A 14,971-nucleotide genomic window follows, 5' to 3' on the forward strand; every position below is an offset into this window, starting at 1 on the left:
CCCTGGCACCCACGCCCCGACACCCCCGGCCTATGGGGCCGGTAGCGTCCAGCCGGTCCGCTCCCCCCTCGGGTACCGCTCGATGCCCCTGCCTGGGCGAGGAGTTGCCGCCGCCCACGGCCGGGAGAAGGCGCTCGCGCCGACCATCCCCGACAGCGACACCCACGGTCCGCCCGGCGCTGCCACGCGATGTGCCTGCCCGCTGCCCTGGCACGAGCGGTGGTCGACGTACGGGGCATCGACCCGACCGGGGCCGGGGCTGTCCGACCACGACGCCGTCGCGGCCGACCTCCACCTGCCCACCCCGCACGCCATCCTGGCCGACCGGCCCGGCGAGCACGCCGCAGCCGCCGAGACCGCCGCGGTGCTGGCGAGCTGACCCGCGCGGTCCCGCGAAACCCCCGCCCGGAACCAGGGGAAGCCCCTTCTTCCGCGTGTCCCGGGTCGGGCTCTGCCCCGTTGCCAGACCTGGCCGGGTCCCCTGCCGGGGACACCAACCTGCGCGGCCCCGATGCTTTGTCACCTTCCGAGCACAGTGGCCCGTCGCCATCGGCCCGAGCAGCCGTGCGCACCGCCATCTGCCCGAACACTCCCAGCACCAGCCTGAGGGCTTGCCTTTCGCTGATCATCACCTGTCACCCCGCGGCACATCGCGTCCGCCTCCTCAGGGCTGGGCGTAGTGGCCGCTTCGGTCCTCCGACTGAAATCTCCACCCAGTTCGTCGGCAACGCCGACCTTCGCGAAGCGTGCGGCAGCGGGCGGTCGGCCAGTGCTTCTCACACGTCACTCACGGACTCACAGAAGCACCCCGGCTCACTCGGACAGGAGCCCGGACCTATCGGGCCCTGACCTGCGACGCCGGACTGACGGCCACTCCCCCGCACCCCGTCCGGCCGCTGGGGGTCAAGGGGCGGCGTCTTCGCCGCCTGCTCCACCCTCAAGGGGCGGGCGCTGGTGGACCGGGAGCTGTACCCAAGTCCTGGACGCAGGACCGGGACCGCTGCGCCGCGGCGAAGATCCCCGGTGAGCGGGACTTCGCGACCAAGGGCGACCTGGTCAGGGTCATGGTCGCGCGGGCGCTTGCCTCGCCGCTGCCGATCGCCTGGGTGACCGCGGACTCGGCATACGGAGGGGAATGGCGCTTCCGCCGCATGCTGGAAGAAACCGGCGTCGGCTACGTGCTGGCCGTGCCGAAGTCCCAGCACGTCCACGCCATCGGCCGCATCGACTTCGCGATCACCCAGGCCCCCGACGAGGCATGGGAGCGCCACTCGTGCGGGGACGGCGCCAAAGGTCCACGCGTCTACGACTGGGCCGCGGCGAGGCTGCCGGCCATCGCCGACTTCGACGGCGACCAGCCCACCCACGACCGGTGGGTACTGGCCCGCCGGAGCCTCACCCGCCCGGACGAGATCGCCTACTACCTGGCCTACGCACCCACCGGCACCACCGTCGGGCTGAGCTGGTACGGGTCGCCGGAACCCGCTGGGCCATCGAGGAAGCCTTCCAGGCCGCGAAGAACGAGTGCGGCCTGGACCAGTACGAAGTCCGCCGCTACCCGGGCTGGTACCGGCACATCACCCTGGCCATGCTCGCCCACGCCTTCCTCGCAGCTCGGGCCGCCCACGGCCTCGAAAAGGAAAACGAAGAAACGGTTCGGGCGGCCCGCTCGTCCCCCTGACCGTGGCAGAGACCCGGCGCCTCCTGGCAGCTTGCTCCTCCCGGTCACACCACTGCTCGCGCATCAGCCACGCGCTGAGCTGGTCCCGCTGGCGACGCCATCACCAAGACATCGCTCGCCGCTGCCACTACCGCCGCCGCACCCGAGGTCACGAACCCGCGCGACCTGACAACCAGTCAGTCCACTACACTCCAGAACAGGTTCCTGACCAGCGGGAATAGCGATCTGCGACTGGAATACTAATACTCCAGTTGCAGTTCGCTATTCCCGCTGGTCAGGAACCTGGCTGGGAGTGTATCCGGACCAACGTGCCGTCGGGACCGCGAGTTCGTGACCTCGAGTGCGGCGGCACCGTTGTGCTTGTCATGCAAGACGACGTGCGGCCGGATGTCTGGTCGGCGGAGCTGGAAGAGTTGCTGGTGCGGATCGGTCACCGGTTCGGGCGGGGGGATCTGCGGCGGCGGATGCGGGCCTACGTGCACGGTCTGCTCGGGCCGGTGGGCCGGAAGAACGGCTGGCAGTTGGCCGAGTACGCCGGTCACCGCACGCCGTCGGGGTTGCAGCACCTGCTCGGCCGGGCCTGCTGGGACCCGGACGAGATACGCGATGACCTGCAAGAGTACGTCGCCGAGAAGCTCGGACACCCCGACGGCGTGCTGATCATCGACGACACCGGATTCGTCAAGAAGGGCACCACCTCCGCCGGGGTGCAGCGCCAGTACTCCGGCACAGCCGGGCGGACGGAGAACTGCCAGATCGGCGTCTTCGCCGCCTACGCCTCACCGGCCGGGCGGACGCTGGTGGACCGCGAGCTGTACGTGTCCAAGTCCTGGACATCCGACCCGGACCGCTGCGCGGCGGCGAAGATCCCCGGTGAGCGTGAGTTCGCCACCAAGGGAGAGCTGGCCAAACACCTGGTCCTACGTGCTCTGGCCTCACCGCTGCCGATCGCCTGGGTGACCGCGGATGCCGCTTACGGGCAGGAAGGACGCTTCCGCCGCCTGCTGGAGCAGTCCGGCCTCGGCTATGTGCTCGCCGTTCCCAAGTCCCAGCAGGTCTTCGGCCCTCGCATCGACCACCTCTTCGCCCAGGCGCCAGACGAGGCGTGGGAGCCGATCTCCCGCGGCGACGGCGCCAAGGGGCCACGGCTCTACCACTGGGCGGCAGTCGAACTGCGCGCGGTGACCGAGTTCGACTACCAGGGCACCGTCCTTGTCGGCCGCCGATGGGCACTGGCCCGCCGCAGCGTCGGCAAGCCCGACGAGATCGTCTACTTCCTCGCCTACGCCCCACCCGAGACCACCGTGGCCGACCTGGTGCGCGTCGCCGGGACGCGCTGGCAGATCGAGGAGTGCTTCCAAGCCGCGAAGAACGAGTGCGGCCTGGACCAGTACGAGGTCCGCCGTTACCCGGGCTGGTACCGGCACATCACCCTGGCCATGCTCGCCCACGCCTTTCTCGCAGCTCAGATAGCCGGCGAGACGGAAAGGGGGACGCAGAAACGGTTCCACCGCCCTCGCCCCCCTCACCGTGGCGGAGATCCGGCGCCTCCTGGCAGTTGGACGTCCCCTGCCGACCTCGCGTCGACCTGGCCACGCTGCGCGGCCTCCCCGCCCGGGCCACCGGTGGCCAGTGGTATGTCTTGATCGCCTTGATCATGCCGCCGAGCACCGCGTAGGCGGCGTCCTTCAGCACCACACGGGCCTCGGCGCGCCGCGCGTGAAGGTTCCGCCAGCTCGGCGGGCGATCTCGCTGCTCCGGGCGGCCCGGCTGCCCACGAGCGCACTATGCCAAGGGGATATCGGTGCGTTCGGCGACCGACTCATCAAACGGGCCGTCGTATTCGATCCGGAAGAGGCGGATCTGGTCCGGTTGAAGAGAGTCCTTGACCTCTTGGGCGCCGCCCACCATACCGAGATTGTTTTGCCCGAGGAAACAGCGCAGTTCCCATGTCGCTCCCGCCGGGATGGTGCGCTCGTCCTCGCCGAAGCCTCCCAGGTCAACCAGTTCGCCACTGCTCTCGTCGACACGCTGGCACGAGACCTTGTCTCCGCAGTAGTCAGGCACGGCGTCACCACAGCGGCTCAGCGTGTAATCCTCCAGCCGCACGGAAATCGGCACATGGATGTACCAGTTGACGAGTGCGTCATTCAGCATGGCACTTCTGTCGACTTGCTTGTTGGTCACCGACATATCCACATAGGCGAACACGGTGCCAGGGGGAGCCGACAGCCGATCATCCGAGTCGACGCTTATCTCGGGAGCGGTACCCGCTCCTCGCCCGACAACTTCGAACCGGTATCCATCGTCATCGGTGAGCTCCGTCGCGGGGCCGGAAGGCCGCGTGTCATCACCGAGTTGGTCACCCGACGCGGTGGGCTCATCAGCAGGCGGGTCGGAGCCCGGTATGTCCTCACCACTGCTTCCCGCGTCGGGCACCCGTCCGTCGCCGGCCCCCTGGACGGCTGGGGATTCACCCTCGTCGCCGGTGATGAGATGGACGGCGCCGTAGCCGCTGAGAAGCAGAAGTAAGACCGCGAAGACCGCCCCGACGGCCATGGCGATCCGGGCGCCTCGTGTGTTGTTTATCGTGACCGGGCCGATGGTGAAATGGCTGCCACGGACGGTGCCGTTGACGCTGATGCTGTTGATATCCCTGCCGGCACTCTGGCTCTTCAGCACCGCGTTGACGGCTCGCTCGAGTTGGGCGGAGAATTCCGAATCCGATCTGATGGCCTGGGCGATCAGATCCCGGACCTCGTTCGCGGACGCGGGGTCACGCTCATCGAGGTCGGCCAGAGCCCGCTGTCCGCCTGCCGTGGCCGCCAGCCGCGCCCGTACCAGCTCCGCCACTCCTTCACCGACGCCCCGGCCCGCGCCTGCCAGAAGAATATCGGCGGCACTCGCCGCCAACTCACCCGGATTCATGATCACTCCCCCGTTTGTGTTCAGGCAACGATTATGCCGTTCAGAACGGGTGATGGGGTGTTTCCTACTCAGCGGTCGGCCAGCATATGCCGGGCGCATCGTGACATCGGCCGGGCGAGGCTTGCCGGAATGCGGATCCGGCCCCGGGACCGTTCTCGTGGCGCGGTCCGCGCCGGCGTCGAGCGGGAGGCCATGACACCCGCTGCGTCCTCGCCGCCGCTGTGTCACCGCCGCGCTGCCGGGGCGCGGCAGGTCGGAGACTCCCCGATGCGAGCCGCCGAGGCGGCTCAGAGGAGGCCGAGTTCCCGGGCCCGCACGCCGGCCTGGAAGCGTGACTCGGCGCCCAGGGCCGTCATCAGCTCCGCGACCCGGCGGCGGTAGGTGCGCACGCCGAGCCCCAGGGCGCGGGCGGCTGCCTCGTCCTTGACGCCCCGGCCGAGCAGATCAAGCACCTGCGGGGCGATCTCCCGGATCTCGGCGACCTGCGCGTCGTAGGCGGCCAGGTCGGTGGCCGACCGCCAGACCACCTCGAACAGCGAGGCCACGCCCTGCACGGTCTCGCGCTGGGTGATGATGCTGTAGGTGCGCTCACCGGCCCGCAGGTCGCCGGCCAGGATCACCAGCCGACCGTCGAGGATGACCGTCTCGTTCATCTCCTCGGTGGTGACGCGAATCCGCGCGCCGTGCCGGTCGCGGGCCACCGCCACCCGCCGCGCCCACGCCTCGTCGAGCAACATGCCGGAGCGGTAGACCTTGCGGACGCGCGGGTCGGCGCGGCGCCGCTGTCCGTCCAGGGCGGCCGGCCGGTCCTGGCCGCGCGTCCACGACCAGGTGGCGAGGGTGTTGGCGGCACACGTGATCTCGGTGGCGTTCGCGAACAGGTGCGCCGTGTGGCGGAAGACGTCCTGCTCTCCGCGCACGATCGTCACGGTCCCGGTGGTCGGCATGACCTCACTCTCCCCACTCCGGCCGTTGTTGGCAACAAGCTGCCGATCCCGGGGACTCCGGCGCCCGCCGCGCCACGATGACGGCATGACCACCGAACAGAGCACCACGACCAGCACCACGACCAGCGCCCCGACCGCGAACGCCGCCGGCACCTGGCGGCTCGGCGACCGCACCGTCAACCGGATCGGCCTCGGCGCGATGCGCCTGGGCGGCATGCCCTGGGACGAGAAGCCGAGGGACCGGGACGACGCGATCACCGTCCTGCGCCGCGCCATCGAGCTCGGCGTGAACCACATCGACACCGCCGCGTTCTACTTCGTGCCGACCCGCTCGATCAACGAGCTGATCAGCACGGCACTCCAGCCCTACCCCGACGACCTGGTCATCACCACGAAGGCCGGGCCGGCCCGTTCCCGCGAGGGCGAGTTCGAGCCGATGGCCCGTCCCGACCAGCTCCGCGCCCAGGTCGAGGAGAACATCCGCCAGCTCGGGCGCGACCACCTCGACGTGGTCAACCTGCGCTGGGGCGCGAGCCTGGGCAAGGAGCCGGGATCCGTCGCCGAGCACGTCGGTGCCCTCGCCGAACTGCGCCGGGCGGGCCTGATCCGTCACCTGGGCATCTCCAACATCGACGTCGAGCAGTTCACCGAGGCGATGACAGTCGCTCCCCTGGTGTGCGTGCAGAACCGGTACGGCGTGACCGAGCGGCAGGACGACGCCCTGGTGGAGCTCACCGGTCGGCATGGCATCGCCTTCGTGCCGTTCTCCGCCGTGGCCGCCGGCGTGCCCGGCGCGCGGCCGGGCGACGACAGCGCGGACCCCCGGGGCCGGGCGGAGATCGCCGCCGTCGCCGAGGCCCACGGCGCCACGCCGGCACAGGTCCGGCTCGCCTGGACCCTGCACCGCGGCAGGCACGTCCTCGCGATCCCCGGCACCGGCAACCCGGCCCACTTGGAGGAGAACATCGCCGCCGGCAGCCTCCGGCTGACCACCGACGAACTCACGCTGCTCGACGGCATCGCCGCGGACGCCACATAGACCGCGACAGGGACTCCGACACGAACCCCGACCGCCCCCCGCGGGCCCGCCTCGGTGGGGCTCGGCAAGGTGCCGGTGACGCATGTGGCCACGCGAGCGCCCGAGCCGGTGGCCGTCCGGCTCGGAGTCGAGGCCGCCGGACGGGTCCTCCCCCTCCTTCCCGCCCCAGCGGCATCCGCGCGGGCGTCTCCCTTCGGCGGGTCCGTGACCGGGACGGGGCGGGTTGTCTACTGCCAAGTGGTGAACACCGCTTCGGGCCGGTCGCGGTGGGCGGCGAGGCACGGCTCCGTCGCCGGCGGCGTCCTCGTTCGAGCCGCCGCGACATTCACACCACTCCAGTGCTCTACCCCGGACGCAGATCTCGCCGACCAGACGGGTCACCGCTTTGCCGGCATGACCGCCTGAATCGCCAGTCCAGGGCCGCTGACCTGCGGACTTTCCTGTTCCCAAGTTCCGGGTCCCCCGCCGGGGGCACCTGACGGCCCAAGTGGCCTCTGACAAGGGACTTCGCAGAGACAGGGTTGTGCCCCGACTGAAGTCCGCAGCCTCGTTCCTGGTCAGGGGCGGTTTTGGGGTTCTGATTCCCTGAGGTCACTTGCCCACAGCGGGGGCGGGTTTGGGTTGGTCGTCCCGGCAGACGCGGGAGTGACGTGGCGTCGGCTTACGACGTGTCCCACCCCTGTTGACGGCATCCGAAGCCGCTGCCGACACCCACGGCCCGCGACGACGCCGGCGGGCAGACGGGGCGAGCACGCCACGCGGGGCTCACGACGTCGCGGTGGAGACGTCCCTGTCTCGGCTTCCCACAGACCCTACGGACTGCCCCACAGGGTGGGCCGGCGACACGACGAAGGGTTTGCCGGGGCGGCGGGCAGGCCGGGGGAACCGGCACCGCCCTGGGCGGTGGTCGCATTTGACGCGCGGTTCGCGCAGGTCGCCGCCTCGGGCGTCGCTGGTCGACGGAACGTCGACGCGGTCGTGGTCGGTGCCGGCCTGCGCACCTCAACTTTCGGCGTTGTCGGCGCCGGGGACGCGGCGAACGCTTCCCATCCGCTTTCGGGGGGCCAGCGCGCGCTTTCCGATGTGGGGGCGTGGGTGCGGTGAGAACGGTGCGGCGTGTTCTTCATGTCGCGCTGTGCGCGGTGCCGCCTGGTTTCAGGTGTCGTTGGGTCCATTCCTCGAAGCTGGTGAGCGGTATGCCGAGGTTGCGGGCGTACTGCGGGCGGGCCGGTTGGCCCACCACGTTCAGCCGGTCGTGCGCGGCGGCCATCGGGGGCATTCCGGCGGCCAGGGCCTCGGCCTCGGTCATGTCCGGGGCGGACAGCGGTGTGCCCAGGGCGCGGGAAAGGATTTCGGCGATCTGCGTCATCGGTAGGTAGTCGCTCGCCAGTTCCAGTTCGACGCCGTCGAAGCGTTCCGGTGCGGCGATGGCGGCGGCCGCCGCGCGTCCGATGTCGTCCACGGCGACCAGGGACAGCCGGGTCTGTGGCTTCAGGACGCTCACCAGTCCGCCCTCGACGCCGCGGGGGAACAGAAAGCCGAGGGATGGGAGGAAGTTCTCCATGAAGAAGCCGGGCTTGAGCAGCGTCCAGTGTGGGAACGCGGCTGTGCGCAGCCGGTCTTGAACGGCGGTCTTGGCACTGAGAGTGGGTTCCACCGCCGCCCAGCGGCCTTCGGCCCAGCCGGGGTCCTCGGTGTGCCGTCCGGCTCCGGTGACGGATGTGTGCACGAACTGCGGCACCCCGGCGGCCCTCGCGCCCTCGATCAGGTTGACGCCCTGCACGATTTCGCCGGGGAAGTCGAATCCGGACGCCGTTCGGCCGGGCATTTGCACGGAGAACACGGCGCGGGCGCCCGTGGCGGCCCGGATGATCGAAGCGCGGTCGTGCAGATCGCCGGTGACCAGTTCGGCGCCGAGCGCTTCGACGGCTTTGGCCCGTTCGGTGCCCGGGTCGCGCACCAGCGCGCGGACGGGAACGCCTGCCGCGAGCAGGGCGCGGGCGGTCGCTCCGCCCTGTCGGCCGGTGGCACCGGTGACCAGGACGAACGCGGAACGTGGAGACACGGCACTCCCTCCAGGAGCTAAACGGCGGGCCCCGCCGTTTACAGTGTCGCTAAGATATGGCGGGCCCCGCCACTTAGCAAGCCCGGGAGACGCCGATGCCGGACCGCCGCCGCGCCGACGCCCGGCGCAACTACGCGCGGATCCTCGCCGTGGCCGAGGAGGAGGTCGCCGTCCACGGTGCCGACGCCTCGCTCGAACAGATCGCCCGCAGGGCCGGGGTCGGCTCGGCGACCGTCCGTCGGCATTTCCCCAGCCGCCGTGCGCTGCTGGCGGCGGTCTCGCGGGGACGGATCGAGGCGCTGCGCGTCCGCGCCCACGACCTGGCCGCCCAAGTCGACGGCCGGGCCGCGTTGCTGGCCTGGCTGAACGACGTCCTCGCCTACTGCGTCGCCGCCCGGGGGCTGGCCGCGGCGCTGGCCTACGACAGCGCGGCCGCCGACCCGGTACACGACAACGCCTGCGCCGCAACGCTCCAGGAGGCGGCGGACCCGCTGCTGCGCCGCGCCGCGCGGGACGGCGCCGTGGACTCGGACGTGACGGTCGAGGATCTGATCACGTTGCTCGTCGGCATCGCCTTGGCCACCGAGCACGCGCCCGATCCCGCCGCCCGCGCCGACCGGCTGTTCCACTTGGCGGTGGAGGGGCTGTGCCCGCCGCGCGAAGGCGGTCGCCCCGGGGCGTAGCAGCCCCCGGCCGGTCGATCGTGAGGAGCGGCTTCCGAGGACGCCATGGTCTTCGCGCGGACGGGAGACGTCGGTAGCGGGTACGGGGGGCGATTTCGGGGGCCGCGTTCAGTCGGGCCGATGGTGCCGGGAGCTATTTGGAGTCCAGTCGTCCCATCGGGTGGGCGTCCGGGGCCAGTGCTGATCGCGCGGCCGTCCAGCCGGAGTCGTCGATGCCGAGGACATGGCGCAGATAGGCGAGCGTGACCTGCTGGACGAGGGCGACCCGTGCGGGGTTCTCGTCGGTGGTCTCGGTGACCTCGTGACCGGAGATGCCGCCGAGGAAGTGCTCGGCGCCGAAGAGGGTGAGCAGGCTCTTGCGGCCGGGGCTGAGGGTGTAGGGGTCGGTGGCCCAATCCGGTCCGCGGATGGACAGAAGCGGTAGCCGGTCCTTGTCGCCGGCGACCACGAGGGCCGGTGCGGTGATGTGCGAGAAGTCCTGGCCGCGCAGCCAGGGAAGGTTCTCGATCGCGAACGGGGTGAGGTCGTCGCCGCCCTTCCCGGCCGTGGCCAGCAGGATGCCCGCCGTGATCCGCGGGTCGGACAGGTCCGCCGCGATCCCGGTCTGCGGGTCGGTGACACGCAGACCCAGCAGGATCGCGGCGGTCTGCCCGCCGAAAGAGTGCCCGGCCGCGGCGATCCGGCTCGGGTCCAGGCGCCCGGCCAGGCCGGGGACGGCTGTTTCCAGCAGGTCGAGGTCGTCGAGGACGCGCTTCATGTCCGAGACGCGCAACCGCCACATCTGGGGTTTGCGGGGGTCGTCCGCGGCGAGGCGCAGCCGCTTGGAGTCGAGGTGGGTGGCCTGGATCACGGTGAAGCCGTGAGCGGCCCAGTGGTCGGTCAGGGGCCGGTAACCGTCGAAGGACGATCCGAACCCGTGGGCGAACAAGACGATGGGCAGGTCGCGTCCGGTGACCGGCGCGGTCACGCGCACGTGCAGGTCCTCGCCTCGCTCCGGCGCGGGCAGCACGATCGGGCTGACCGAGACGATCGGGATCGCGGCGCTGCCGACGGGGATCCCGGTCGTCATGGTGTCGATGGCGGTCATGGGGGTCCTCTCATGTTCTGCGCATTGATCAGGCTGTGCGAGGACGCGCTCACCGTCGGCTTCGGGTCGCAGATGCGCCGCGCCGCACGCTCTCGGTCCGGCACCCGCCTGTTCGAAGACGGACGGCGAACGGTCGACGCGCCGCACGTCCGTTACGCTAAAACCTGACGTTGACGTCAGAGGCAAGGGTTGTTTCCGCAGATCACCGGGAGAGACGGATGCGCATCGGTGAACTGGCCGCCAAGACGGGCGTCAGCGTCCGGGCCCTGCGGTACTACGAGGAGCAGGGCCTGCTCATCGCCCAGCGCAGTCCCAGTGGTCAGCGCCACTACCTCGACGGTGCGGTCGAGCGGGTCCGGCTGATCCAGCAGCTCTACGCCGCCGGCCTGTCCAGCAGGACCATCGTCGAACTCATGCCGTGCGTCGTCGACGGCAACGCCACACCCGCACTGCTCGACCGGCTGGCCGTGGAACGCGACACCATCGACAAGCGGATCGCCGAGTTGACCGCCACCCGCGACCGGCTCCACTCCGTCATCACCGGCGCCACCGCCAACATGCTCACCGGGCGACCGTGCCGGGCAACGGACGCGGCACACGTCCCGACCGAAGGCGACCGGGCTTGACGCGACCCGGAAACCTTTGACCGGCAGAACGGCCGCACGCCCGGATGATCAGGCGGGCCCCGGGAGCGCGGCGCGGCCCTCGCCATGGTGCCGGCTCGCCGCATGGATCAGCTGCGCGACGCCCCTGACAGCCCGGCCGACAGGCGTGTTCGCGGCGCGACCACGCCGAAGTTTCCCCCAAGCCTGCGGGGCCGCCCTCGCAGGGTTCTGTGACGATCTGGTGCGGTCGCGGAGCCTGAGGTAGCCGTCAATCGTCGAGGCGTGTTCCACGCCGACAGGTCGCGCAGCAGCCGGTCGCGGCCTTTGAACAGGCCGGTCCGCATCCGCGGCATCGGGCCCGAGGCGAACGCGCGGTCGATGAAGCCGGGTCCAGCGCCAGCCCCCCCGCCGGGTCGACGCCGTCGGGCAGCGGGTCGGTGACGCTGGGGCAGATGGTGGGGAAGAAGGCGTGCTGGGGTTCGCCGTCAGCCGGTTCAACAGGTTGGTGGTGACCTGCTGGCCGCGGCCGCGGGCGGCCACCTGGACTTGGCTGTCGAGCGCGACTCGCCGCGGCGGGATGGGGAAGCCCTGCGCGACGTCGTAGCCGCCCGAGGGCCGCCTCGTCCAGCGCGGCGACCGCGGCGTGGGTGAACTCGGCGTTGCAGGCGGCCTCGCCGCGCCCCGATACCGCCGGCACCAGAGCGCAGGGGTTCTTGACCCATCGGCTGGTAGGGCGCCCTGGCTCCGGTCCTCATCGGCTTGTTTCAGCCACCGCTCCACCGCCGTCGACCGGTGCGCCTTGCCGTCGGAGCCCAGCACCCGCACGTCGGTGTAGTTGGCCGTCTCCCCCTCACCGCGCGACAGCACGTGCACGATCCACGTGGACCGGGGCGGCAGGCGCTGGTCCAGGAACTCCTCCACCATCCTGTCCAGCTTCTTGGCGGTGGTGGCGGGCAGCACCTGGCACTCGTACCGCAGCACGCTCAGCCCGGCGACCATCCGCTCCCGCAACAGGTCCGCCTGCGGAAGGGCAGGCGGGACCGTGGTGGCAGGCTCGGACAACCCGTCGTGAAACGAGCCGATGACCGCGCACAGCGCCGCACGCCGCGGCTCCGCCACCCCTCACACCTCCCTTCCCCGCTCGCATGCTCAGGCCCAGATCCTGACGAGTGGAAGCCGGATGCCCCGATCGTGGCCTTGGTCGCGGACGCCGACCCCTGGTGTCACCGGACCAGGCCCGGGGGTGGGCGGGGCACACGGCGGCTTCGACGTGCGCGCATACGTTCGCCGGCGGCCACTTCTTCCTCATGGACCAGGTCGAGGCGGCCGCCCGGGTCGTGCTCGGGCACCCGGAGACCGGTCCGAGCGCGGCGGCCGGTTCATGCGTCGCGCAGGGCGGCCAGGAGCCGGTCGACCGTCAGTGACTCGTCGTCCTTACACACCCGCCAGCGAGCGAGGAACGTGCCGGCGGCCCGGAGGACCTCCGGGGGAATCGCGGCGTCGGTGCAGGCGGCCGCGATCTCGTTCATCTCGCCCTCCCAGCGCCACGCGCTCCTCCCCGCGCCCACGAGGCCGCCGGGGCGCGCGAGCGGTGTGCCGGGAAGCATGGCTTCGGCCAGCTCACCCAGTTCGTCGGACAACCCGTGGCTGTCGGCGAGCGCATGGGCCTGGGCGGCGAGAACGTGACTGAGCTTGTTGTAGGTGGCGAATGCGAGCTTCAACGCGGAGGCCCGGCCCACCGGGCCGGTCAGGGCGACCGGCCGCAGCGTCGTGGTCGCGAACATCCGGTCGATCCGCCCGACGGCGTCATCAGGTCCAGACAGGTAGATCCGCGTGGTGTCCGGCTCGCGGGGCGGAGGCCCGACGATGCCGCCGTCGACGACGGTCGCTCCACGCCCGCCGAGAAGCGCGGCGATCTCCTGGGCGTGCTGCGGGCTGATCGCGTTCGCCTCGACATAGAGCCCGTCGAAACCACTGCCGGCCACCGCGGCGGCCACCTCCAGCGCGGCGGCCGGCGGGCACACGCTGAAAATCACCGAACAGTGCGCCAGATCGGCGGTGCCGGAGCGGGCCTGCAGCCCCGCGGCCTCAGCTCGTCGCCTGGTCGTTTCGCTCCGGCCCGCTCCGGCCCACAGGACGGTGCGGCCGGTGTGCACCAGTTGCGCGCCGATGACGGCGCCCATCGCGCCGGGATGAAGGAGACCGATCGGCCGGCGGGCCAGCCCGGCCTCGTCGGGGGCCGGCTCGACAGCACCGTTCGTGGTCACCAACAGCACCCCAATGGCTCGTCCTGATAGTCGTTCCGCACCCTGCACACCTGCTGGAACGTCCCGCCAAAGTACAGCAGGGCGCGCGGGCCGTCGCCGCCGATGGTGAGGCGGTCAACGATGGCGGCGCAAAGGCCTCGTTGAGGGCGATCGCGACGCCGGCTTTCCTCCTCGCGTGCGCGGAGGACCTGGAACAGCATCTCGGCGCCATGCTTGCGAGCTTCATATGGCTGAGAGCCTGCTCCAGCAGGCCAGGAGTCAGGCGCACACCGGTGTTGCTCGGCGATTACGAAGTACTCCTCGACCTTGTCCGCCTCGTCGGAGCCCACGCCTGCGCGGTCGATGGCCTCGTTCAGCGCGTCGGGGGCCTCGCCCCCGGATCTTGAAGCCATTCGAACCAAGTGAACAGACGTTCGTCCCGCCACCGGTGGAACCCGCCCTTGCCGACGGGGTCGAGGTGATGCGTCACTACTCGGCCGACTGCGCGGCAGGTGGGCGGGTCAGGGTGTGAGGCGGGTGCCGCTGCGCCAGATGGCGCGGTTGTTGAGGATGTCGGAGATGGTGATGGTCGGGTCGCCGTCGATCAGGAGGAGGTCGGCGCGCAGTCCCTGGGCGATACGGCCGCGGTCCCATCGAGGCCGAAGCGGCGGGCGGTGATGGCAGTGGCTGCGCGCAGTGCCTGGGTGGGCGTGAGACCGGCTCGGGTCAGGTATTGGAGTTCGTGGTGGAGGCTGGCGCCGTGGGCAAGTCCGCCGAGGAACGGCAGTGGATCCGTCGCGCTCCCGCATTGGCCGACCCCGCACCCCGCTTCAGTGCCCTTCCTCCTGCATCGCCCCGATGACCGTTCCATCGCTGGCCATGAGCAGACGCCCCACTAGGTTCGCGCGATCCGGAGTCGTACCCGCGCTCAGCGGTGCAGCCCGGGACGCGGGCCAGCGGAGTGACCGGGCGACAGCTCTGTGGCCAACTCGAACCGGTCACCTGAAGGGCGAAGTGAGCACGCAAGTTAGATCGAGTCGTCCTCGTACGTGAACGACTCGGGCTCGTAGCGCTTCAAGGCCTCGCGGCGCTCCTTCGCGTACTGCGCCTGGATCATCTCAGGAGTGATCCCCCGCTTCCTCGCAAGGGGGTCAAAGACTCTCTCGGTCAGACGCTCGTCCGTCTGAGTGAAGAGCCGACAGTCCGCCTTCAGATCCACACACATCTTGGCCCGACTCGACTCGGTGATCACCTCTTGGATGCGTTCGCGCCAGAAGTGGTGAACCAGGAAGTTACGCCGCTTCAAGCTGCTGGTGAGGTCGTCGACCACTTCCGGATAGGCGCTTACGTGCGGCTCGGCACGCCGGATGAGCTTGCCCATCATGTCCTTGAACCCCTGCGCCCAGGGATCTCGGATGAGCCGTTATCCCTGCTCCTCCGCTGTGATGAGCCTAGACGTTGTCCCGTAAATGATCTTGGGTGTGGCCGCTGCGGCGCTGTCCGCCGGAGTTATCCGGTGAGGGCGAGGTTGTGCAGGCGGGCGATGCCGAGCATGGTGTGGTGGACGCCGTCGCCTTTGAGGCGGCAGTCCCGCAGGATCTTCCAGGTCTTCGTCCGGGCGAAGACGTGCTCGATGCGGGCCCGGACCTTGCGGTGGAGGGCGTTGTGCTGCGCCTTCCAGGCCGGGAGT

Annotated in this window: 14 protein-coding genes and 2 pseudogenes; 6 read left to right on the plus strand and 10 right to left on the minus strand. The window is 70.6% G+C overall.

From position 1 onward, the window contains the following. The 3 genes and pseudogenes from ACSNOC_RS23780 to ACSNOC_RS23790 form a co-directional block, all read left to right on the plus strand. Positions 1-379 (plus strand): hypothetical protein (locus ACSNOC_RS23780; RefSeq protein WP_436749604.1); only part of this gene is annotated, 379 nt, incomplete at its 5' end. Positions 380-912: 533 nt separating this feature from the next. After that, a pseudogene (locus ACSNOC_RS23785) lies at positions 913-1,675 on the plus strand (IS701 family transposase); the annotation flags it as partial. 371 nt (positions 1,676-2,046) lie between these two features. Further along, on the plus strand, positions 2,047-3,327 hold the full coding sequence (locus tag ACSNOC_RS23790; protein WP_436749605.1) for an IS701 family transposase: 1,281 nt from the start codon (positions 2,047-2,049) through the stop codon (positions 3,325-3,327). A gap of 139 nt (positions 3,328-3,466) precedes the next feature. On the opposite strand, the gene ACSNOC_RS23795 is transcribed toward ACSNOC_RS23790, so the two are convergent. Both ACSNOC_RS23795 and ACSNOC_RS23800 read right to left on the minus strand, forming a co-directional pair. Beyond that, on the minus strand, positions 3,467-4,609 hold the full coding sequence (locus ACSNOC_RS23795) for a hypothetical protein (protein WP_436749606.1): 1,143 nt from the start codon (positions 4,607-4,609) through the stop codon (positions 3,467-3,469). A gap of 287 nt (positions 4,610-4,896) precedes the next feature. Next, positions 4,897-5,556, minus strand: coding sequence for a DNA-binding response regulator (locus tag ACSNOC_RS23800; RefSeq protein ID WP_436749607.1), 660 nt, complete (start codon positions 5,554-5,556; stop codon positions 4,897-4,899). 85 nt (positions 5,557-5,641) lie between these two features. On the opposite strand from ACSNOC_RS23800, the gene ACSNOC_RS23805 reads away from it, so the two are divergent. Next, on the plus strand, positions 5,642-6,595 hold the full coding sequence (locus ACSNOC_RS23805; RefSeq protein ID WP_436749608.1) for an oxidoreductase: 954 nt from the start codon (positions 5,642-5,644) through the stop codon (positions 6,593-6,595). 1,123 nt (positions 6,596-7,718) lie between these two features. Here ACSNOC_RS23805 and ACSNOC_RS23810 read toward each other — a convergent pair. Continuing rightward, positions 7,719-8,660 (minus strand): NmrA family NAD(P)-binding protein, encoded by a 942-nt coding sequence (locus ACSNOC_RS23810; protein WP_436749609.1) that lies wholly within the window; start codon positions 8,658-8,660, stop codon positions 7,719-7,721. Between the two features lie 95 nt (positions 8,661-8,755). Here ACSNOC_RS23810 and ACSNOC_RS23815 point away from each other — a divergent pair, with 95 nt between their 5' ends. Next, on the plus strand, positions 8,756-9,343 hold the full coding sequence (locus ACSNOC_RS23815; protein WP_436749610.1) for a TetR/AcrR family transcriptional regulator: 588 nt from the start codon (positions 8,756-8,758) through the stop codon (positions 9,341-9,343). Between the two features lie 133 nt (positions 9,344-9,476). Here the strand turns inward: ACSNOC_RS23815 and ACSNOC_RS23820 are convergent, their stop codons facing one another. Then, positions 9,477-10,430, minus strand: a complete 954-nt coding sequence (locus ACSNOC_RS23820; protein ID WP_436749611.1) for an alpha/beta hydrolase family protein — start codon at positions 10,428-10,430, stop codon at positions 9,477-9,479. Between the two features lie 218 nt (positions 10,431-10,648). Here ACSNOC_RS23820 and ACSNOC_RS23825 point away from each other — a divergent pair, with 218 nt between their 5' ends. Then, complete coding sequence (locus ACSNOC_RS23825; protein ID WP_436749612.1) at positions 10,649-11,056, plus strand: MerR family transcriptional regulator; 408 nt, start codon at positions 10,649-10,651, stop codon at positions 11,054-11,056. A 48-nt stretch (positions 11,057-11,104) separates the two neighbouring features. On the opposite strand, the gene ACSNOC_RS23830 is transcribed toward ACSNOC_RS23825, so the two are convergent. From ACSNOC_RS23830 to ACSNOC_RS23855, 6 genes and pseudogenes are all read right to left on the minus strand, one after another. After that, on the minus strand, positions 11,105-12,154 hold the full coding sequence (locus ACSNOC_RS23830) for a hypothetical protein (RefSeq protein ID WP_436749613.1): 1,050 nt from the start codon (positions 12,152-12,154) through the stop codon (positions 11,105-11,107). A gap of 260 nt (positions 12,155-12,414) precedes the next feature. Then, positions 12,415-13,350 (minus strand): DUF1932 domain-containing protein, encoded by a 936-nt coding sequence (locus ACSNOC_RS23835; protein WP_436749614.1) that lies wholly within the window; start codon positions 13,348-13,350, stop codon positions 12,415-12,417. Then, on the minus strand, positions 13,299-13,694 hold the full coding sequence (locus ACSNOC_RS23840) for a hypothetical protein (protein ID WP_436749617.1): 396 nt from the start codon (positions 13,692-13,694) through the stop codon (positions 13,299-13,301). The genes ACSNOC_RS23835 and ACSNOC_RS23840 overlap by 52 nt, the downstream gene beginning before the upstream one ends. A gap of 108 nt (positions 13,695-13,802) precedes the next feature. Continuing rightward, positions 13,803-14,071 (minus strand): annotated as a pseudogene (locus tag ACSNOC_RS23845) (amidohydrolase family protein); the annotation flags it as partial. A gap of 237 nt (positions 14,072-14,308) precedes the next feature. Further along, the gene (locus ACSNOC_RS23850; protein ID WP_436749615.1) at positions 14,309-14,665 is read right to left on the minus strand and encodes a hypothetical protein; all 357 of its coding nucleotides are present in this window, start codon (positions 14,663-14,665) and stop codon (positions 14,309-14,311) included. A gap of 125 nt (positions 14,666-14,790) precedes the next feature. After that, a partial coding sequence (locus tag ACSNOC_RS23855) for a transposase (protein ID WP_436749616.1) occupies positions 14,791-14,971 on the minus strand: 181 nt, incomplete at its 5' end.

The sequence above is a fragment of the Streptomyces sp. URMC 129 genome (genome assembly GCF_051386415.1).
GTDB lineage: Bacteria > Actinomycetota > Actinomycetes > Streptomycetales > Streptomycetaceae > Streptomyces.

Excerpts from the sequence above, each read along its gene's own strand:
- ACSNOC_RS23790 (WP_436749605.1), top strand. The coding sequence starts at position 2,047 with ATGCAAGACGACGTGCGGCCGGATGTCTGGTCGGCGGAGCTGGAAGAG.
- ACSNOC_RS23795 (WP_436749606.1), bottom strand. The coding sequence starts at position 4,609 with ATGAATCCGGGTGAGTTGGCGGCGAGTGCCGCCGATATTCTTCTGGCA.
- ACSNOC_RS23800 (WP_436749607.1), bottom strand. The coding sequence starts at position 5,556 with ATGCCGACCACCGGGACCGTGACGATCGTGCGCGGAGAGCAGGACGTC.
- ACSNOC_RS23805 (WP_436749608.1), top strand. The coding sequence starts at position 5,642 with ATGACCACCGAACAGAGCACCACGACCAGCACCACGACCAGCGCCCCG.
- ACSNOC_RS23815 (WP_436749610.1), top strand. The coding sequence starts at position 8,756 with ATGCCGGACCGCCGCCGCGCCGACGCCCGGCGCAACTACGCGCGGATC.
- ACSNOC_RS23820 (WP_436749611.1), bottom strand. The coding sequence starts at position 10,430 with ATGACCGCCATCGACACCATGACGACCGGGATCCCCGTCGGCAGCGCC.
- ACSNOC_RS23825 (WP_436749612.1), top strand. The coding sequence starts at position 10,649 with ATGCGCATCGGTGAACTGGCCGCCAAGACGGGCGTCAGCGTCCGGGCC.
- ACSNOC_RS23840 (WP_436749617.1), bottom strand. The coding sequence starts at position 13,694 with ATGGCTTCAAGATCCGGGGGCGAGGCCCCCGACGCGCTGAACGAGGCC.
- ACSNOC_RS23850 (WP_436749615.1), bottom strand. The coding sequence starts at position 14,665 with ATGATGGGCAAGCTCATCCGGCGTGCCGAGCCGCACGTAAGCGCCTAT.